This window comes from Pseudomonas sp. IT-P258 (assembly GCF_949767825.1).
Taxonomy (GTDB): Bacteria; Pseudomonadota; Gammaproteobacteria; order Pseudomonadales; family Pseudomonadaceae; genus Aquipseudomonas; species Aquipseudomonas monachiensis.
Genome location: NZ_CATKPU010000087.1, coordinates 66,597 through 86,636 on the forward strand (window position 1 = coordinate 66,597; position 20,040 = coordinate 86,636).

Sequence of the window (20,040 nt, forward strand, 5' to 3'; positions counted from 1 at the left end):
TTTCCGGCCATCGCTATAGCGCTGGCTTTGTTCTCGAGGAGAACCTCATGTTTACCGGCATCATCGAATCCATCGGCAGTATTCGTGCATTGACCCCAAAGGGCGGTGATGTGCGGGTTCACGTCGAAACCGGCAAGCTCGACCTGAGCGACGTCAAACTGGGCGACAGCATCGCGGTCAACGGCGTGTGCCTGACGGCCGTGGAATTGCCGGGCAATGGCTTTGCGGCGGACGTCAGTCGCGAAACCCTCGACTGCACCGCCATGAACGACCTGAAAAGCGGCAGCCCGGTCAATCTGGAAAAAGCCCTGACCCCGACCACTCGCCTCGGCGGGCATCTGGTCAGCGGTCACGTCGACGGCGTGGGCGAAGTGGTTGCCCGTACCGAGAACGCGCGCGCCGTGGAATTCCGCATCCGCGCGCCGAAGGACCTGGCCAAGTACATCGCCCATAAAGGCTCGATCACCGTCGACGGCACCAGCCTGACCGTGAACGCAGTCGATGGCGCCGAGTTCCTGCTGACCATTATTCCCCACACCCTGAGCGAAACCATCATGGCGTCGTATCAGCCAGGCCGCCGGGTGAACCTGGAGGTGGACTTGCTGGCCCGTTACCTGGAGCGCCTGCTTTTGGGCGACAAGGCCGCAGAGCCGACTGCCGGCAGCACCATTACCGAAAGCTTTCTGGCCCAAAACGGCTACCTCAAATCCTGAGCTCTAATTTCGAAAGAAGGGGGGTGCCTTGTGGCGCTCAATAGCATCGAAGAACTGGTTGAAGACATCCGCCAAGGCAAGATGGTCATCCTCATGGATGACGAAGACCGCGAGAACGAAGGCGACCTGATCATGGCCGCCGAGTGCTGCAAGCCCGAGCACATCAACTTCATGGCCAAGCATGCCCGTGGCCTGATCTGCATGCCGATGAGCCGCGAGCGTTGCGAACTGCTCAAGCTGCCATTGATGGCGCCGCGCAACGGTTCCGGTTTCGGCACCAAGTTCACCGTATCGATCGAAGCGGCCACCGGCGTGACCACCGGCATCTCGGCCGCCGACCGTGCGCGTACCGTGCAGGCTGCCGCTGCCCGTGATGCCAAGGCTGAAGACATCGTCAGCCCGGGCCACATCTTCCCGCTGATGGCTCAGGCCGGCGGTACCCTGGCCCGTGCCGGCCACACCGAAGCGGCGTGCGATCTGGCGCGCATGGCCGGTTTCGAGCCGAGCGGCGTGATCTGCGAAGTGATGAACGACGACGGCACCATGTCCCGTCGCGCCGAGCTGGAAGCTTTTGCCGCTGAACACGACATCAAGATCGGCACCATCGCCGACCTGATTCACTACCGGATGATCCACGAACGTACCGTTCAGCGGATTGCCGAGCAGCCACTGGACAGCGAACTGGGCCAATTCAACCTGGTGACCTATCGTGATTCGGTGGAAGGCGACGTGCACATGGCGCTGACCCTGGGCAACGTATGTGCCGAAGAACCAACCCTGGTTCGCGTGCACAACATGGACCCGCTGCGTGACCTGCTGATGGTCAAGCAACCCGGCCGCTGGAGCCTGCGCGCCGCCATGGCCACGGTTGCCGAGGCTGGCAGCGGCGTGGTGCTGTTGCTCGGTCACCCGCTCGATGGCGACGTGTTGCTCGCGCATATCCGCGAAACCGCCGATCACGCAGCGGTGAAAAAACCGACCACCTACAGCACTGTCGGTGCCGGTTCGCAGATCCTGCGTGACCTTGGCGTACGCAAAATGCGCCTGATGTCGGCACCCATGAAATTTAATGCGATATCCGGTTTCGATCTGGAAGTTGTAGAATACGTGCCCTCCGAATAATGACCGGTTGTTTCCGGCCTTGAATTCGCGGTTCAAATATCACCGAGGGACGCGTACGAGACGCGTCCCGGCTCTTTAAGAGATCTATCGAATGACCCTGAAGACCATCGAAGGTACCTTCATCGCCCCTAAAGGCCGCTACGCTCTGGTAGTGGGCCGTTTCAACAGCTTCGTCGTTGAAAGCCTGGTCAGCGGTGCAGTTGATGCCCTGGTTCGCCACGGCGTGAGCGAAAGCGACATCACCATCATCCGCGCACCTGGCGCCTTCGAAATCCCGCTGGTTGCGCAGAAAGTCGCCCAGAAAGGCGAATTCGCGGCAATCATCGCCCTGGGCGCGGTCATTCGTGGCGGCACCCCGCACTTCGAATACGTGGCTGGCGAGTGCACCAAGGGCCTGGCCCAGGTGTCCATGGAGTTCGGCGTACCGGTCGCTTTCGGCGTCCTGACCGTTGATTCCATCGAGCAAGCCATTGAACGTTCCGGCACCAAGGCCGGCAACAAAGGTGCTGAAGCTGCCCTGTCCGCTCTGGAAATGGTCAGCCTGCTGGCGCAGTTGGAGGCCAAGTGATTAGCGACGAAAGCGATCGTTTCAACCCGCGCGATCCAAAGCCTGCGGATGCCGGCAAGCCATCGAAAAGCGTCAAGCGTCGCGAAGCCCGTCAGCTCGCGACTCAGGCGCTGTACCAATGGCACATGGCCAAGCAGTCGCTGAACGAGATCGAAGCGCAGTTCCGGGTCGATAACGATTTCAGTGATGTCGACGGCGCGTACTTCCGCGAAATCCTGCACGGGGTTCCGCAGTTCAAGACCGAAATCGACACCGCGCTCACGCCTTGCCTGGACTTGACCATCGATGAGCTGGACCCGGTTGAACTGGCGGTTCTGCGTCTGTCCACCTGGGAGCTGCTCAAGCGCGTCGACGTGCCGTACCGCGTTGTGATCAACGAGGGTATCGAACTGGCCAAGGTCTTCGGTTCCACCGACGGCCACAAGTTCGTCAACGGTGTGCTCGACAAGCTGGCCCCGCGTCTGCGTGAAGCTGAAGTGAAGGCGTTCAAGCGCTGATCGGCGCTTGGAATGTCGACACGAAGCCATGGGCGAGTTTGAGCTGATCCGCAATTTCTTCGCCGCCGCGCCTTGTGCGCAGGGCGGCGAAGGCGTTGCCCTCGGGATCGGCGATGACTGCGCCTTGCTGGCTGTTCCCTCCGGGGAGCAGATCGCGATCTCTACCGATACGTTGGTGGCCGGCGTGCATTTCGCCGATCCCTGCGATCCGTTTCTGCTCGGTCAGCGCTCGCTGGCCGTGGCCGTCAGCGACCTGGCCGCCATGGGCGCCACCCCGGTTGCCTTTACCCTTGCCCTGACTTTGCCGACGGTGACCGCCGATTGGCTGCAAGCCTATGCCCGTGGTTTGAACCAGATGGCGCAAAGCTGCGGCGTGGCGCTGGTGGGGGGCGACACGACCCGCGGGCCGCTGAGCCTGACCATGACCGTGTTCGGACGCGTGCCGGCCGGCCTGGCGCTGACCCGCAGTGGAGCGCAACCGGGCGACCTGCTGTGTGTCGGCGGCAACCTGGGCAATGCCGCCGGTGCCTTGCCCTTGGTGCTCGGCCAGCGCACAGCCGAAGCGCGCATTGCCGAGCCATTGCTGGCGCATTACTGGTCGCCGCAACCGCAGCTCGGTTTGGGTCAGGCGCTACGGGGCAAGGCCACTTCGGCAATGGATATCTCCGACGGCCTGCTCGCGGATTGCGGGCATATCGCGCTGGCGTCGAAGGTCGGAATCGAAGTCGAGCGGGATCGATTGCCGCTGTCGCAGAGTCTGGTCGACTTTCTCGGTCAGTCGGACGCACAGGTTGCAGCCCTGAGCGGCGGCGACGATTACGTCCTGGCCTTCACCTTGCCGCCCGTCGAGTTGCCGCTATTACTGGCCGATGGCTGGCCGATCCATGTAATTGGCCAGGTTGTGACAGGGCAGGGCGTGAGGCTGCTGGACGCCGATGGCAAAGACATCACCCCGCAATCCCGGGGTTATCAACATTTTCGGGAGTCACCGTGACAGATCATCCCAAACAGGTCCCGGCGGAGTTCGTACCGCCGTCGGTCTGGCGCAATCCATGGCATTTCCTGGCGTTCGGCTTTGGCTCGGGCACCTTGCCAAAGGCGCCCGGCACTTGGGGGTCGTTGGTTGCGCTGCCCTTTATCCCGTTGTGGCAGATGCTGCCCGACTGGGGTTACTGGCTGATGCTGGGCATCACCATGCTGTTCGGCTTCTGGCTGTGCGGCAAAGTGGCCGACGATTTGCGGGTACACGACCATGAAGGCATCGTCTGGGACGAAATGGTCGGGATGTGGATCACCCTGTGGCTGGTGCCGGAAGGCTGGCAGTGGTTGCTGGCGGGTTTCCTGATGTTCCGCTTCTTCGACATCCTCAAGCCATGGCCGATTCGCTGGATTGACCGGCACGTACATGGCGGCGTCGGCATCATGCTCGATGATGTCCTGGCCGGGGTGTTCGCCTGGTTGGCGATGCAGGGACTGGTGTGGTTTTTCGCCTGACCGGGGATTCCAGGCGTTGATCATGAGAGCTGTTGATTCGAACTGACACGGTTCTTAAGGTAGATGATGTATCCATTGTGGGAGCGGCGGTGCGCCGCTCCCACATTGATTGTGGTGCGGTGTATATCAAACATTTTGATAGTTATCGCCGATAATTCAGCCTAAGCGTCCTCCGGAACCTGCTGTTACAATGCCGGCTCTGCGAATCTTCAGACTTTTAGATCAGGAGCACACCGGTGCCTGTCGTTTTTGTCGCCGCTTCCAAGCTGCCAACGCCTTTTGCGCAATTCACCATGCATGGCTTTCTCGATGAAGCCACCGGCCGCGAGCACGTTGTGCTGAGCCTGGGTGAGATTGCCGACGGTGCCCCGGTACTCGGCCGGTTGCACTCCGAATGCCTGACGGGCGATGCCTTGTTCAGCCAGCGCTGCGACTGCGGGTCGCAACTGGAGGCCGCCTTGCAGGCCATCGCCCGCGAAGGTCGTGGCGTCTTGCTCTACCTGCGCCAGGAAGGCCGGGGCATTGGCCTGCTCAACAAGATCCGAGCCTATGAGTTGCAGGACGGTGGCGCCGATACCGTCGAAGCCAACGAACGCCTGGGCTTTGCCGCCGACCAGCGTGACTACGCCATGTGCCTGCCGATGTTGGAGCACCTGGGCGTGAAGTCCTTGCGCCTGATGACCAACAACCCGCGCAAGGTCAAGGCCTTGACCGACATGGGTATCGTGGTCGCCGAGCGCGTGCCGCTGCACACCGGCCACAATCCGCATAACCGACTCTACCTGGCGACCAAGGCCAGCAAGCTCGACCACATGATGGGCAATGAGCATCAGGGCGAGGTAGATCGGGCGTGACCCGCGGTCAGGTGCGGCGGCGATTGTCCTTCAACTGGTGGCAATACCTGGCGCTGGCCTTGTTGCCGCTGTTTGTGATCAACGCGGTATTCGGTCAGAGCGAAGCGATTCTGCCGGTGCTGGCGATGCCGTTGTTCATCGCCGGAGTCGCCTCGATGTTTGTCAGCCTGAAATTTTTCGGTGCCTACAAACACGCGCTTATCGCCACCCAGAAAGCCCTCGATACCCCTGAAGAACCTGGCGCCTGGATCAGTCTGGCGGCCAAGCGGCGCACGGCATTCCTGGCCGCCGGGCTGCCGGCCTGGATCGGTGCCCTGGCGGTGTTCGTCGGTCTCGAAGCCGTGCCGCTGATGCTGCTGGCCCTGTCGACCGCCGTGCTGTTCTATCTTTACCGTATTCCGCGTCAACTCGGTTGATGCGCGCGCTCTGGCTGGCGGTGTTGCTGCTGGCCGCCAGCGGCTCGGCATTCTCGGTCGAACGGGTTGTCAGCCTCGCCCCGTCGCTCTCTGAAATCGTCGTTGAACTGGGTTCCGCCGACCTCCTGGTAGGGGTGCTGGATGCCGGTGAACGACCTGCAGAACTCAAGAACCTGCCCTCCGTTGGCCGCTATGGCCAGCTGGACATGGAGCGCCTGCTCAGCCTGAAACCCGATCTGTTGCTGCTATGGCCCGGTAGCGTCGGCCCGGCCCAGCGTGACCAGCTCAAGCGACTGAATATGCCCACCTACGTCGCCGAACCCCACAGCCTGAACCAGCTCGCCGCACAGATCGAGGCCATTGCCGCTCAGCTCGGTCGGCCTGAGCGCGGAACTTCATTGGCCGGCGATTTACGCCAGCGGCTGGATGAATTGCGTCAGCGCTATCGCCGGGACAAGCCGTTGCGAGTGTTCTATCAGGTCTGGGATCGGCCGCTGTATACGGTTGGCGGCGAGCAGATCATCAGCGATGCGCTGGAGGTCTGCGGTGCGCAAAACGTATTTGATGACCTGAAGCTGCCGGCACCGCAAGTCAGCGTGGAAGCCGTGTTGCAGCGCAATCCCGAGGTAATCCTGGCCAGCGATCAGGCGCAGCTCGATGCGTGGAAAGCCTGGCCGCAGGTGGCGGCCGTGGCACAAGGGCAATTGCGACTGGTGACGGACAAGGGCCTGGAGCGGCCGAGCGGGCAGATGATTGAGGCAACTGCAAAACTGTGCCAGTTGATCGCGCCGAATTTGTAACTGTGGCGAGGGAGCTTGCTCCCGCTGGGCTGCGAAGCAGCCCTAAAAACCAACACTGCAATTTGTCTGATTGCCCTGTCAGCTTTGATTGCGACTGCTGCGCAGTCGAGCGGGAGCAAGCTCCCTCGCCACAATGATTTGCGTCAGCCTCAGATCTCCGGCGTCCAGGTTACCCCGAACATCCACGCCCGACCTTCCTCGCGATACCCGTACTGGCTCCCTTGGAAGCTGTACAGCGCCCGGCTGTAACCCTTGTCCAGCAGGTTGTCGACCTTCAGCTCCAGCCGGATTTCACGATTGAGCTCCCAACTGCTGCGCAGTCCCAACAAGGCATAACCGCCCAATGGCTGTTGATTGTTCAGGTCGTCATAGCTGCTGCTGACCGCTTGCCAACTGGCGCCAAGGCCCAGGCGATCGAACTGACGGTCCAGATCCCAACTCAAGGTGCGGCGCGCGCGACGGGCCAGGGTGTGACCCGTGTCACGATCTCGTGGGTCGATAATCGCCACGCCAAGGTTGCTCTGCCAGCCGAACAGTTCCTGTTTCAGCGCTGCTTCGAAGCCGTTGATCCGTGCCGAGGCAACGTTCTCGGGGCGCGAGTTGCTGCCGAAAATGATCGCGTCTTCAAGGTCGGTGCGATACAGCGACGTCTCCAGGCGACTGTCCTCGGTCAATTGGCTACGCCATTGCAGCTCATAGCTTTTCGAGGTTTCAGGCTTCAGGTCGGGGTTGCTGAAGTCAGGGTAATACAGGTCGTTGAAGGTCGGCGCGCGGAAGCCTTCGCTGTAGGTCAGCAGCACTTCGTTGTCCGGGTTCAGCGGCAGGGTGAAGGTGCCGCTCCAGGTGTTCTGGCTGCCGAACTGCTGGTTATCGTCGTGGCGCAGGCCCAACTCCGTGGAAAAACTGTCTGCCTGATAGCGATGCTGGATAAACGCGGCGCGGTTCCAGCGGCTGTCTTCGTCGAATGCCGTGGTGCTATTGATCCGGTCTTCGTACCAGTCGCCGCCGAGCATCAGGCTGTTGCGCTCATTGAGCGTCAGGTCGTTTTGCCAGGTCACCGAGTCGCGATAGGTGTTGAACACGGTGCGCTCATCGCTGAGCTTGTCGAGGGTCTTCTCGCGGTTTTCACTGTGGCCGACATCAACGCGGGTTTTCCAGAGATCGTTGATCCGTGCATCGACATAGCTGCTGACGCTGCTCACGTCGAAGTCGCTGTAGGGCTGTTGCTGGACCGATTCGAACGTATTCATGTCGAAGCGACCGAACGGGTTGTCGAACTCGCTCTTGCCACGGTTATCCAGCAGGTTGGCGCCGACTTCGATGTCTTGCGTCAGGGCGTGACTCAGGCTCAGGCTGAGCGACTTGTTGCGATATTCGTCATGGTCGCCATCACTGGGATACGACTCATGGGTGCGATTGATGCCGGCGGTTTCGTCGAGGCTGGCGCCGAGGTTGAAGCGGGTTTGCTCATCACCGCCGGACAAACCGAGACTGCGCTCCCAGGTCTGGTTGCTGCCAAATCCCATGTGCAATCGAGGTTGCAGGCCTTGCTCGCCACCACGGCGGGTGAAGATCTGGATCACCCCGCCAATCGCATCGCTGCCATAAATCACCGAGCGGGAGCCGCGCAGCACTTCCACGCGCTCGACCTGCTCGATATTGATGTGTTGCAGGTTGCTGTCGCCGGAGGTCGAACTGCCGATGCGCTGGCCATCCACCAACACCAGGCTCTGGGCCGACTGGGTGCCACGGATGTAGACACCCGGAATGCTGCCGCGCCCGCCGGACTGCGAGACTTGCACGCCCGGCACCCGACGCAACAGGTCAGTGACGCTATAGGGTTGCAGGCGATCGATGTCTTCGCGGGTGAATACGGTGTTGGCGGCGCTGCTGTCGTTGCGCGCTTCGACCTGGCGGTTGGCGCTGATCAACACGTCGGGCAGCTTCAGGGCCTGGTCGCGTTCGAAGGCGTCGGCCAGCAATTGACCGGCCGGCAGCAGGGTCAGCGTCAGGGCGAAGGGAGAGAGTTTCATGGAGTATCCGAGATTTCAGATGCGACGCAACTCTCCGTAGGAGCTGCCGAAGGCTGCGATCTTTTGATTTTGATTTTTTCAGATATGGAGTTGTCGAAGGCCAGGATCAAAAGATCGCAGCCTTCGGCAGCTCCTACACAGGGTTTTGCGTTTAGAGGTTGAGCAGTTGCAGGCGTTCGCGAATGGACGCTTCGATTCCCGCCTCGTCCAAGCCACACTCGGCCAGCATTTGCGCCGGCTTGGCGTGCTCGACGTAAATATCCGGCAAGCCCAGGTGCAGCATCGACTTGAGGATGTTTTCGCGGGCGAGGAATTCGTTGACCGCGCCACCGGCGCCGCCCATGATCGCGTTTTCTTCGACGGTCACCAGCAAGTCGTGGCTGCCGGCGATTTCGCGAACCAGCGCTTCATCCAGCGGTTTGACGAAACGCATGTCGACCACGGTCGCGTCCAGCGTCTCGGCGACTTTCAGGGCTTCGGCCAGTTGCACGCCGAACACCAGCAGGGCGACTTTGCTGCCCTGTCGGCGAATCACACCCTTGCCGATCTCGATCGGCTCGAGGTCTTTCTCGATGGTCGCGTTCGGGCCGTTACCCCGTGGATAACGCACCGCCGCCGGACCTTCGTACAGGTGGCCGGTAGTGAGCATCTTGCGCAGCTCGTTTTCATCGCTCGGGGTCATCACCAGCATGCCGGGGATGCAGCGCAGGAACGACAAATCGAAGCTGCCGGCGTGGGTCGGACCGTCTTCGCCCACCAGGCCTGCGCGGTCGATGGCGAACAGTACGTCGAGATTCTGCACCGCGACGTCATGCACCAACTGGTCGTAGCCGCGCTGCAGGAAGGTCGAATAGATGGCCACCACGGGTTTGGCGCCTTCGCAGGCCATGCCGGCCGCGAGGGTGACGGCGTGTTGCTCGGCAATGGCGACGTCGAAGTAGCGCAGCGGGAAGCGTTCGCTGAAAGCAACCAGGTCCGAGCCTTCCTTCATCGCCGGGGTAATCCCGACCAGGCGCGGGTCGGCAGCCGCCATGTCGCACAGCCATTCGCCGAACACACCGGAGTACTTCGGCCCGCTGGCTTTTTTCGGCGCGGCGGCCGGGGCGTCCAGGGGTTCGAGCTTGGTGATGGCGTGGTAACCGATCGGGTCGACTTCCGCCGGGGCGAAGCCTTTGCCTTTCTTGGTGACGACGTGCAGGAACTGCGGGCCTTTCAGATCGCGCATGTTGCGCAGGGTGGCGATCAGGGTCGGCAGGTCGTGGCCATCGATGGGGCCGATGTAGTTCCAGCCCAGTTCTTCGAACAGCGTGCCGGGAACCAGCATGCCCTTGGCATATTCTTCGGTCCGGCGAGCGATTTCCCAGGCACCGGGCAGGCGCGACAGCACCTTTTTGCTGCCTTCGCGCATGCTCGCGTAAGTGCGGCTGGAAAGGATCTTCGCCAGGTAGTTCGACAAGCCACCGACGTTACGCGAGATCGACATGTCGTTGTCGTTGAGAATCACCAGCATGTTGGCGTCCACTTCCGGCGCATGGTTCAGCGCCTCGAACGCCATGCCCGCGGTCAACGCGCCGTCGCCAATCACCGCGATCGCCTTGCGCTCGCTGTTTTGCAGGCGGGCGGCAATCGCCATGCCCAGCGCGGCACTGATCGAGGTGCTGGAGTGACCGACGCCAAAGGTGTCGTACTCGCTCTCGGAGCGGCGCGGGAACGCAGCGACGCCGTCCTTCTGGCGCAGGGTGCCCATGCGCTCGCGACGACCGGTGAGGATCTTGTGTGGATAAGCCTGATGACCCACGTCCCACACCAGCCGGTCGTCCGGGGTGTCGAAGACGTAATGCAGCGCGATGGTCAGCTCGATCACGCCCAGGCCGGCACCGAAATGCCCACCGGTCTGGCCGACCGTGTAGAGCAATTCCAGGCGCAACTCATCGGCCAGGGTTTCCAGCTCGGCTTCGCCTAACCGGCGCAGGCCGTCCGGCGTGTTCGCGCGGTCGAGCAGGGGCGTGGTCGGGCGCTTGCGGGGAATCTCATGAAACGTCGTGGGCATCAGGCGAATCGTTATAGGTATAAAAGATGCGGCAGTTTACCTGATGCATCGCCCCCTGCCCACGCGTTGGGCTTTTTTGGCGCAATCGCCTTCAGCTGCGGCGATCGACGATATACCGGGCCAGATCACGCAAGGGTTCGGCCGCCGCGTCAAACGGTCGCAGCGCGTGCAGGGCCTGGTCGCGCAGCTCCAGGGCATAGGCCTTGGCGGCGTCGAGGCCGAGCAGGGCCGGGTAGGTCGGCTTGTCCCGGGCAATGTCGGCGCCCTGGCGTTTGCCGAGGGTTTCGGTATCGCTTTCGACGTCGAGAATGTCGTCCTGGACCTGGAATGCCAGGCCGATGGCCTGTGCATAAGTCTGCAGGGACTTGAGTTCGTCTTTTTCGGCACGGCCGCTGGCCAGGGCACCGAGCTTGACGCTGACCTCGATCAGCGCGCCGGTCTTGTGCCGGTGCATGTACTCCAGGGCTTTCTGGTCAAGCTTCAGTCCGACCGAGCCGAGGTCGATGGCCTGACCGCCGACCATGCCCGCCGGGCCTGCGGCCAGTGCCAGGGAGCTGACCATTTGCAGGTGGATTTCGGCATCCAACGCGCTCAGGCGCGGGTCGAGCAGGGCGCTGAAGGCCAGGCTCTGCAAGCCGTCGCCGGCGAGGATCGCGCAGGCTTCATCGAATTTCTTGTGGGTGGTGGGCTGGCCGCGACGCAGATCGTCATCGTCCATCGCCGGCAAATCGTCATGCACCAGCGAATAAGCATGGATCAGCTCCACGGCACAGGCTGCGCCGTTGGCTTGCTCGGGTTTGCCGCCCAACGCTTCGCACGCGGCGTAGGTCAACAGTGGACGCACGCGTTTGCCGCCATTCATTACGCTGTAGCGCATGGCCTCGTACAGCCGCGCCAGCTCGGGGCTCGGGGCAGTGAACAGGGTTTCCAGAGCCGCATTGACGCGGGCCTGGCTGGTTGCCGAGTACGCTGCAATCATTCTGGCTGATCCGCTTCGAAGGGTTCCTCGGCCAGCTCGCCATCACGCTCGAGCAGCACCTGAACCTTTTGCTCGGCCTGGGCCAGCGCCGCCTGGCAATCGCGGGTCAGACCGATGCCTTGCTCGAAAGCGGCCAGCGAGTCCTCCAGCGACAATTCGCCATTCTCCAGACGCTCCACCAGCGTTTGCAGGTCGGCGAGGGACTGTTCGAAATCCAGTGCAGCTTTTTTGCGGGCCATGGCGGCGATTTCCGGTTGACGTTAAACCGGCGCGACACTAGCAGATAGGGGGTTCATGGGCAAATGAGCGGGGTGTTTGACACGCGAAAAGCGGAGCCCTGTGGCGAGGGAGCTTGCTCTCGTTGGGGCGCAAAGCGGCCCTAAATTCATCTGCCAAGTTTTTCAGGAATACTGAGGTCAATTGATTGGGCCTGCCTCGCAAGCCAGCGGGAGCAAGCTCCCTCGCCACAAAGTAAGTGGACCTCAAGTGTACTGAGGATTATTCGGCTCACTTTATGAGCCGAATAACATCGCTATTCGGCTCACCGTCCACCCATTACCGTGATTCCCACCGCAATTTCGCAGCCGTCCGATTGTTAAAAAACACCCGAATGGATAACCTTCGAGCCCTATACGACCTGGCAGTCACAGGTCTTTCAGACGAAACGCAGTATTCGCATCTGTAACGTGCCCAGGATCAGGCGCAAGGTTTCGTCGTGCATGGCAGGAGGCGTCGCATGCGCTCATTTCTTTTGCTGCTGATCGGGCTGGTTTTCGCGCCCGTGATTCTGGCTGCGCCGAATGCCGAGTTATCGGAACCGGTGGGTGGATGGCGTTACAACGGTCTGTTGGACCGTAGCGAAAACCCGCAAGTCGCCTATCCCACTCCACCCATCGACCGGGGTGTGCAGCGCAATCGCACGATGATCGAAGGCCAACTGAAGGCCCTGGGCACCCAGCGCGGGCCGCACACCTTGGCGGTCAACGGCAATCCGCTGAACCTCTACACCGACGAGCAAGGGCGTTTCGCCCGGCCCTATGCGTTTGGCGCCGGCTCCAACAGCGTCGAAGTGCGCAGCGCCGAAGGCCAGTCCCTCAAGCGCGTTCAATTCTATGAAGCCAACAACCTGCGCACCCCGGCGCGGATTCGCGTGGTGCTGGGTTGGGATGATCCGAAAGCCGAACTCGATCTGCATATTGTCACGCCCGATGGCCAGCATGCCTTCTGGGCGCACCCGGCCTTGACCAATGGCGGCGGCCTCGACCCTGACGGCGTCGATGGCCCGGGTCCGGAAATGTTCACCATGACCGCGCCGCTGCGTGGCACCTATCTGGTTTACGTGAACTATTGGGGCAACTTCGGCAGCGGCGGCTATAACTTCGATGAGTCCGGCAACCAGAACGAGGTGATTACCTCGCAGATCAACCTGGTACTCAACGAAAACACCGTCGATGAAAAACGCGAGACGTTCATCGTGCCCCTGCGCGCAATCGGCGACCTGCTGCTGGTCAAGACTTTCAACTACTAGGCATCCCCGCTCCACGGATGAACATCGGGTTTTGTGAACATGAGTGATAGCACTGTTACTCCGGCCGCAGGCGCACCAGCGGCCAAACCTTCTCTGCATTGGCCGACGCTGCTGATCGGGATATGCCTGGTCATTGGCGTGGCCGGTGGGCTGGGGTGGTTCATGCACAAACCCAAGGCCCCGGCGCCTGTGTTGGCCAGTGACAAACTGGGCATGAGCCGCCCGGATGGCTTGCTGGAAACCCACTCCTTGAGCCAGTTACCCAAGGACTTGTTGGCAGTGCCGTTCCTCAAGGAAACCCTGACCGAAGATTTCGTCTTCTATTACGAATCCCACGCCGATCGCCTGGGGTTGATCGGCAGCTTGCGGCGGATCATCTACGAACATGACTTGAAACTGCAGGACACCTTGATCGAGCAACTATTCGATCAACCGGCCGACGTAGCGTTGTGGCGCGGGGCGGATGGACGGCTCAAGGAATTCCTGCTGGTGATGGATCGCGGCGGGCTGGCCAAGGTGCTGGAGCCGCTGGCCAAAGTGGCACTGGACGACTCGCAACTGAGCAAGGTTGCGGACCTGAAGGTCGGTACCGACGACGTGGCGCTCTATCAACTCGGTTACAACGCGAGCAAGGCGCTGCTGTTCGCATCCCATGGCGACAAACTGGTGGTGTTGTCCAATCCGGCGAAACTCTACGATCCGCAAAGCGGTGCAACGGAAGAATCGGGCAGCGTGTCGACAACGGCCATTGCTGCGCTGCTCAATGGCGACAAATTGTTCCCCGACGCTTTCGGCCTGCCGCCGCGCGCGCCGGAGGTGAAACAACGTCTGTCGGTCAATGCCAGTGTGTTGGCCATGGGTTACCAGCGCTTCATACCGAACTTCGCCGGCCTGCGTTTCGACATGGACGACAAGGGCTGGCACAGCTTCCTGGCCATGGATGAACTGGAGAATCAGCCGGACTTCGATTTCAAACCGATCTGGCAAGCCATGCCCATGGGCGCCAGCGCTTGCGTGGCGTTGCCGCTGGCTGCCGAACAACAGAAGCCGCTGCTGGTGAAACTCGGTGCCGAAGATAGCGTGGCACAAGCGTTGACCGAACACATGGCCGGTGCGGCGGGGCTCTGCTGGTACGCTGATTCGCGTCTGTACACGCCGTTGCTGGTGGCCAGTCTGAGCGACGAGGATAGCGGCACGCTCGATGGCGATCTGGGCAAGCTGTTCGGCTCGATGGTCGGCGCCTATGAAAGCAATGTCGCCGGGCACGCATTCCCGGTGGTGGAGAAACAGGAAGGGCAGAGCCATCAGTGGCAGCGACAAGTCAGTTCCAGTTTCGGCCCGTACAAAGCCAAGGACGCCGAAAATCCGGAGGCGATCAGCGGCAAGGCGTTCATGCGTGTGAGCTTGGCCCGCCACGGTTCAACCTTGCTGTTTTCCCTCGATGACAAACTCGTCGACAAGGCTCTAGGCACCCTCGACAAACGCTTCCCGCCGATGGCCGACGTGGTGCCCAAGGACCTGCTGATGCCGGTCTATTTCGGCCCGGATTCCATGGCGCAACTGATGCAGCAGGAAACCTTCGACAGCCTGCCCCAGGACATGGAACCGGTGTTCTACAACGCCGCGCAAACCTACCTTATCCCGAAGCTGCGCAAGCTCGGCGGCTACGGCAAATACGCCCTGACCTTGCCCGAAGGCAGTGAGCCCGACGGCCATTGGCAATGGCTGCCGCTGGAGTGGAAAGCCCTGTGACGGCATTGATCCGAAGTCTCGGCCTGCTGGCGTTGTTGTTGAGCGCGGGTGCCCACGCTGTCGAGGCACCATCGCTCGACCCGCAGCAATCCCAGGTGTTTCGCGCCTGGTTCGTGCGTATCGCCCAGGAGCAACTGAGCCAGGGCCCGAGCCCCCGTTGGTATCAGCAAGACTGCGCCGGGCTGGTGCGCTTCGCTGCCAATGAAGCGCTGAAAGTCCATGACGACAAATGGCTGCGCAGCAATGGCCTGTCCAATCGTTACCTGCCGCCGGAACTGCAACTGAGCGACGCCCAGCGCAGCCTTGCCCAGCAATGGCAGCAGGGCGGCGGCAAGGTCGGGCCATACGTCAATGCGATCAAGTTGATCCAGTTCAACAGCCATCTGATCAGCCGCGATGTGTCTCAGGCACGCCCTGGCGACCTGATGTTTTTCGATCAGGGCGATGACCAGCACCTGATGATCTGGATGGGCCGCTACATCGCCTATCACACCGGCACCAGCACACCCACCGACAACGGCATGCGTTCGGCAAGCCTGCAGCAACTCATGACATGGAAGGACACCCGATGGATACCCGACGCAGCCAACCCCAACTTCATCGGCGTCTATCGACTGAATTTTCTTTCCCAATGACCGGTGCCCGCATGCTGCGTTTTCTGTTTCTGATGTTGGTATTGCTGCTGCCGTTCTCGGCGGTTTACGCCGACGATTCGGTCCCGGCCAGCGGCTATGCGCCGGTGGCGGGCGAGAGTTTTTTCCTGCTGGCCGACAGCAGTTTTGCCAGCGATGAACCGGCGATGGTGCGCCTCGAAGCACCGGGCCGCGACTATCGCCGGTTTCGCATGGAGCCCTACGGCGGCGCCGACATTCGGGTGTACCGCATCGACAAGCCGCTGGATTTCCTCAAGCGCCAGAAGAACCTGCATCGGGTGGTCAGCGATGGTCAGTTCAAGGGTGAAGGCCTGTCCAACACCCTCGCTTACCTGTGGGACAACTGGTATCGCAAATCCCGTCGGGTGATGCAGCGGGCATTTTCCTACGAGTCGCGTAAACAAGTTACCGAGGAAGTGCCGGAACTGAAGATGGGCAACGCGATGGCCGCGCCAACGCCCTACGATGCGCAGCCGCAATTCGCACTGATACCGGGTTTGCCGGTGGTCAGCCAGTTCCGTTATCCGTTGTGGCAGGCCAAGCCGATTCAGCCACCTGCCGGGGTGAACCTGGCCGGTTCTTCCAGCGAGTTCGTCAGCGTCGCGCCGGGCAACGTCTACATCCCGTTGGGTAATCTCAAGCCGGGTCTGTATCTGGTGGAAGCGCTGATCGGCAAATACCGCGCGACCACCATGGTGTTCGTCTCCAACACCGTGGCGGTGAGCAAGATCGCCGGTGACGAATTGTTGGTGTGGGCCGCGCGCAAACACGAAGGCAGCTCGGTGCCAAAGGTCAATGTGCTGTGGACCGATGGCCTCGGCGTAATGAGCAGCGGCGCTACGGATATCGATGGCTTGCTGCGCCTGAAACACGTCAGCCCCGAGCGTTCGTTCGTGATCGGCGAGGACGAAGAGGGCGGGGTGTTCGTCTCCGAGAACTTCTACTACGACAGCGAAATCTACGACACCAAACTCTATGCCTTCACCGACCGACCGCTGTATCGGCCGGGGGATTGGGTGTCGCTGAAAATCGTCGGGCGTGAATTCAAGAACGCGCGGGATTCGGTGCAGCCAAGCGCGGCCGACGTCAATGTAACCGTGCTGGATGCGACCGGTACGGCACTGCAATCCCTCGATCTGAAGCTCGATTCCAAGGCTGGCACCCAAGGCCGATTCCAGTTGCCGGACAACGCCGTGGCCGGTGGATATGAACTGCGTTTCAACTACAAGGATCAGGCCTACAGCAGCGCCTTTCGCGTCGCTGAGTACATCAAGCCGCACTTCGAGATTTCACTCAACCTGGCCAAGCAGGATTACCGTACTGGCGAGCCGGTCAAGGGCAACTTGGTGCTGCTGTACCCGGACGGAAAACCGGTGGCCAATGCGAAGTTGAGCCTGAGCCTGCGTGCCCAACAGCTGTCGATGGTCGACAACGAACTGCAATACCTCGGGCAATTTCCGGTGGAGCTGACCAGCACCGAATTGACCACCGACGCCAAGGGCAATGCGTCCCTCGACCTGCCGGCAGCCGAGAAGCCAAGTCGCTACATGCTCACGGTGTTTGCCAGCGACGGAGCGGCGTATCGGGTCAAGACCACCAAGGAAATCCTCATCGACCGTGGCGCGGCGAATTTCCGCTTGGGCGCGCCTCAACGCTTCAGCGCGGTGGGTGACAAGGTTGCGTTCAGCTACGCCCGCGAAGGCGAGCAGGTCGATGCCGTTACTCCGGGCAGCTATGGCTGGGTGCGTTTGGAAGACCAGAGCACCGGCGAAGGCAAACTCGCGGCAACCGACAAGGGGTTCACCCTGGCCTTTGACCGGCCGGGCACCTACAACCTGACGCTCAAGGATGATCATGGCCGGGTGGTCGGCGCCACCGGCCATTCGGTTACCGGCGAAGGTGTCAAAGCCGTACCCGGCACCGTGGAAATCGTCCTCGACAAGCCCGAGTACATCGCAGGCGATGAAGCGCTGGCGCTGATCACTTTCCCGGAACCGGTCAGCGATGCCTTGCTGTCGCTGGAGCGGGACAAGGTCGAAGCCACTGCGCTGCTGTCCAAGGGCGGCGACTGGCTGAAGATGGAAAAACTCAGCGATACCCAATATCGCGCGCGCATTCCGGTGAAGGACGGTTTCGCGCCGAACCTGACCTTCTCGGTGCTGTACACCAAGGGTGGCCAATACAGTTTCCAGAACGCCGGCATCAAGGTGGTCACGCCACAAATCGACGTGGCCATCACCACGGATAAGGAAACCTATCAGCCGGGTGAAACCGTCTCGGTGGACCTGACCACCCAGTTCGCCGGCAAAGCGATTCCCGCGCACCTGACGGTCAGCGTGGTCGATGAAATGGTCTATGCCTTGCAACCGGAAGTCGCGCCGAGCATCGACCAGTTCTTCTATCACCCACGCCGCAACAACGTGCGCACCAGCGCCAGTTTGTCGTTCATCAGTTATGACGTCGCCTTGCCGGGCAGCCCCGGTGCACCGGGCAAGGCCAATCGCAGTGAGCGCGGCGTGAAGGTTCTGGAGCGACCGCGTCGCGAGGATGTCGACACGGCGGCGTGGCAACCTGAATTGCTGACCGATGCCAACGGCAAAACCCGCTTCACCTTTAAGATGCCCGACTCCCTGACCCGCTGGCGCATCACCGCCAGGGCCATCGCCGATGGCGGGCAGGTCGGGCAGAAGAAGCAATTCGTGCGCTCGGAAAAACCGCTGTACCTGAAGTGGAGCGGCCCGACCCGATTCCGCGCTGGCGACAAACCGGACCTTGGTGTGTTCGCCTTCAGTCAGGCCGAGAAACCGGTCAAGGCCGAACTGGTGACCCGTTACGCCGGCAACGAACAACGCGTGCCTGTGACCCTGAACAGTGGCATCAACTACATCCCGTTGCCAGAATTTGAACTGGCCAATGGCGAGTGGAGCGCCGAGCTGGTGCAGGATGGCAAAACCGCTGACGCCCTGGCGGTGCGCCTGAGCGCGACCGGTGAAGGCTGGCAGGTGACTCAAACCCAGAGCCTCGATGTGGCTGAGGGCGATACGCCGCTGACGTTGCCGACAGACGCCAGTGATATCCGCCTGCGTCTGGACGACAGTGCGCAAGCGTTGTTCCGTTCTGCCCTCGACGATCTGTTGAGCTACCCCTACGGTGGCGTCGAGCAGACCGCCAGCCGCCTGCTTCCGTTGAGCATCGCTTACCCGACGCTGGCGGCGAATCCGCAGATCCGTGATCGTCTGCGCCTGATCATGCAAAACAGTCGTTTGCGCCTGGTGCAAATGGCCGGCCCTTCGGCGAGCTTCACCTGGTGGGGCATGGACGGCGAGCCCGATGCCTTCCTCACCGCCTATGCCTATTACGCCGACTGGCACGCCAGCCAGGTGCTGGAACTGAGCCTGCCGCCGGAGCATTGGCAGCGGGTGCTGGAGGTCTACGCCAAGCAGGCGAAGAACACGCCGCTGTTGCAGCGGGCGCTGATCCTGTCGTTCGCCAAACAGATGCAGTTGCCGGTCAATACCTTGCTCAGTGGCTTGATGGACGACCTGGCGAAAGCGGGCGAGGGCACTGCCGCGAACCTGATGGAAGACGGCGAAGACAGCCTCGTCATGAGCGATCCGGATTCCGCCTTGGGGCTGGCGGGTGCACGAGTGCTGACGGCATCGCTGGCCAGGCAGGCGAAGGTCGCTTTGCCGGACAGGTTCAATCGGCAACTGGCCGACGCGCAGCAACGTCTGGCGGTCAGTTCCCAGCCGTTTGCCGAAGCGCTGAACCTGTCGCTGCAACCCTTCGATCAGGCTCGCGCTCAAGCGCTGTTACAACGTCTATTGCCGCAGCAATCAACCCTGGAACGTGCCTTGGCGCTCACCTGGCTGCAACGCAGCATCGAGCAGGCATCGCCCACCATTGCATTGGCGCCGGGTGAAGGCTGGAAGAAGCAGTACGGGGTTTCTGGTGAGATATACTGGACGTGGCAGGGGCCTGCGCCAGTGCCGGCGGTATTGACGCTGACCGGCGCGCAAGAGCGTCCACTGCGCGCTGCATTGAGCTACCGCAGTCAGCAGCCGGCGGTCGATCCGATGCCCGTGACCATTACCCGTCGCCTGTCGCGACTGGTGCCGGGGGATGAGGCTTTCACCTTCAAACTCGAAGCGGTCGGCAGCGCGCAGCTGTCCAGCGACAGCCTCTATCTCGATGAAGTGATCATCACCAGCAAAGCCGCCAGACCGTTGCGCTATGGCCTGCTGGAAGTGCCGCTGCCACCGGGTGCCGATGTCGAGCGCACCACCTGGGGCATCAAACTCATGGGCAAGGCCGGCACCGAACCGACATCGCTGGAGAAGGCGCGTTTCGAGCCGGGGCAAATGGCTTATGCCGTTCCGGTCGATGCCTTGAGTGGCGAATTGCGCCTGCGGCATTTGGTGCGTTTCTCGCAGAAGGGGCAGTTCAACTTGCCGCCGGTGCGTTTCACTCAGGTGTATGCGCCGCAGCATCAGGCGATGGAACAAAAGGCTGCCCTTGGCCAGGTCACGGTTCACTGACGTGCACAGGCGGCTGATCGCTTGGTTGCTGTGTTTGATCCCT

The 20,040-nt window shown here is 61.6% G+C and carries 17 protein-coding genes; 13 read left to right on the forward strand and 4 right to left on the reverse strand.

Translation table 11 applies throughout. The features are described 5' to 3' along the window. The first annotated feature begins 47 nt into the window (after positions 1-47). The 9 genes from ACM6G4_RS24735 to ACM6G4_RS24775 all read left to right on the forward strand — a co-directional run bounded on the left by ACM6G4_RS24735 (position 48) and on the right by ACM6G4_RS24775 (position 6,464). A complete protein-coding gene (locus ACM6G4_RS24735) occupies positions 48-713 on the forward strand; it encodes a riboflavin synthase (RefSeq protein ID WP_046815884.1) in 666 nt (221 codons plus the stop codon). Positions 714-743: 30 nt separating this feature from the next. Beyond that, positions 744-1,835 (forward strand): bifunctional 3,4-dihydroxy-2-butanone-4-phosphate synthase/GTP cyclohydrolase II, encoded by a 1,092-nt coding sequence (ribBA, locus tag ACM6G4_RS24740; RefSeq protein WP_007984459.1) that lies wholly within the window; start codon positions 744-746, stop codon positions 1,833-1,835. Between the two features lie 91 nt (positions 1,836-1,926). Next, positions 1,927-2,403 carry a 6,7-dimethyl-8-ribityllumazine synthase gene (gene ribE / locus ACM6G4_RS24745; protein WP_003228649.1) on the forward strand — a complete coding sequence of 159 codons (477 nt, stop codon included), beginning with the start codon at positions 1,927-1,929 and terminating at the stop codon, positions 2,401-2,403. Further along, entirely contained in the window at positions 2,400-2,900 is a 501-nt protein-coding gene (gene nusB / locus ACM6G4_RS24750) for a transcription antitermination factor NusB (protein ID WP_056728930.1), read from the forward strand. Before ribE ends, nusB begins: the two co-directional genes overlap by 4 nt. Positions 2,901-2,928: 28 nt before the next feature. Beyond that, positions 2,929-3,894: a thiamine-phosphate kinase gene (gene thiL / locus ACM6G4_RS24755; protein WP_414914802.1), complete on the forward strand. Its 966-nt coding sequence runs from the start codon at positions 2,929-2,931 to the stop codon at positions 3,892-3,894. Then, positions 3,891-4,394: a phosphatidylglycerophosphatase A gene (locus ACM6G4_RS24760; RefSeq protein WP_007970166.1), complete on the forward strand. Its 504-nt coding sequence runs from the start codon at positions 3,891-3,893 to the stop codon at positions 4,392-4,394. The genes thiL and ACM6G4_RS24760 overlap by 4 nt, the downstream gene beginning before the upstream one ends. 236 nt (positions 4,395-4,630) lie before the next feature. Further along, positions 4,631-5,248, forward strand: a complete 618-nt coding sequence (gene ribA / locus ACM6G4_RS24765; protein WP_056728926.1) for a GTP cyclohydrolase II — start codon at positions 4,631-4,633, stop codon at positions 5,246-5,248. Continuing rightward, positions 5,245-5,664 carry a hypothetical protein gene (locus tag ACM6G4_RS24770; RefSeq protein ID WP_056728924.1) on the forward strand — a complete coding sequence of 140 codons (420 nt, stop codon included), beginning with the start codon at positions 5,245-5,247 and terminating at the stop codon, positions 5,662-5,664. The genes ribA and ACM6G4_RS24770 overlap by 4 nt, the downstream gene beginning before the upstream one ends. Further along, positions 5,664-6,464 carry a cobalamin-binding protein gene (locus tag ACM6G4_RS24775; protein ID WP_414914803.1) on the forward strand — a complete coding sequence of 267 codons (801 nt, stop codon included), beginning with the start codon at positions 5,664-5,666 and terminating at the stop codon, positions 6,462-6,464. The genes ACM6G4_RS24770 and ACM6G4_RS24775 overlap by 1 nt, the downstream gene beginning before the upstream one ends. A gap of 149 nt (positions 6,465-6,613) precedes the next feature. On the opposite strand, the gene ACM6G4_RS24780 is transcribed toward ACM6G4_RS24775, so the two are convergent. The 4 genes from ACM6G4_RS24780 to ACM6G4_RS24795 form a co-directional block, all read right to left on the reverse strand. Further along, positions 6,614-8,497: a TonB-dependent receptor domain-containing protein gene (locus ACM6G4_RS24780; RefSeq protein ID WP_414914804.1), complete on the reverse strand. Its 1,884-nt coding sequence runs from the start codon at positions 8,495-8,497 to the stop codon at positions 6,614-6,616. Between the two features lie 151 nt (positions 8,498-8,648). Beyond that, positions 8,649-10,547 carry a 1-deoxy-D-xylulose-5-phosphate synthase gene (gene dxs / locus ACM6G4_RS24785; RefSeq protein ID WP_414914805.1) on the reverse strand — a complete coding sequence of 633 codons (1,899 nt, stop codon included), beginning with the start codon at positions 10,545-10,547 and terminating at the stop codon, positions 8,649-8,651. 91 nt (positions 10,548-10,638) lie between these two features. Further along, positions 10,639-11,526, reverse strand: coding sequence for a (2E,6E)-farnesyl diphosphate synthase (gene ispA / locus ACM6G4_RS24790; RefSeq protein WP_414914806.1), 888 nt, complete (start codon positions 11,524-11,526; stop codon positions 10,639-10,641). Continuing rightward, on the reverse strand, positions 11,523-11,765 hold the full coding sequence (locus ACM6G4_RS24795) for an exodeoxyribonuclease VII small subunit (RefSeq protein WP_056728915.1): 243 nt from the start codon (positions 11,763-11,765) through the stop codon (positions 11,523-11,525). The genes ispA and ACM6G4_RS24795 overlap by 4 nt, the downstream gene beginning before the upstream one ends. Before the next feature lie 497 nt (positions 11,766-12,262). Here ACM6G4_RS24795 and ACM6G4_RS24800 point away from each other — a divergent pair, with 497 nt between their 5' ends. From ACM6G4_RS24800 to ACM6G4_RS24815, 4 genes are read left to right on the forward strand one after another with little or no spacing between them, the layout of a single operon-like run. Continuing rightward, positions 12,263-13,054 (forward strand): YfaP family protein, encoded by a 792-nt coding sequence (locus ACM6G4_RS24800; protein ID WP_414914807.1) that lies wholly within the window; start codon positions 12,263-12,265, stop codon positions 13,052-13,054. A gap of 39 nt (positions 13,055-13,093) precedes the next feature. After that, positions 13,094-14,806, forward strand: a complete 1,713-nt coding sequence (locus ACM6G4_RS24805) for a DUF2138 domain-containing protein (RefSeq protein WP_414914808.1) — start codon at positions 13,094-13,096, stop codon at positions 14,804-14,806. After that, on the forward strand, positions 14,776-15,441 hold the full coding sequence (locus ACM6G4_RS24810; protein WP_414914809.1) for a DUF1175 domain-containing protein: 666 nt from the start codon (positions 14,776-14,778) through the stop codon (positions 15,439-15,441). The genes ACM6G4_RS24805 and ACM6G4_RS24810 overlap by 31 nt, the downstream gene beginning before the upstream one ends. Continuing rightward, complete coding sequence (locus ACM6G4_RS24815) at positions 15,438-19,997, forward strand: alpha-2-macroglobulin family protein (protein WP_414914810.1); 4,560 nt, start codon at positions 15,438-15,440, stop codon at positions 19,995-19,997. Before ACM6G4_RS24810 ends, ACM6G4_RS24815 begins: the two co-directional genes overlap by 4 nt. Positions 19,998-20,040: the final 43 nt, after the last annotated feature.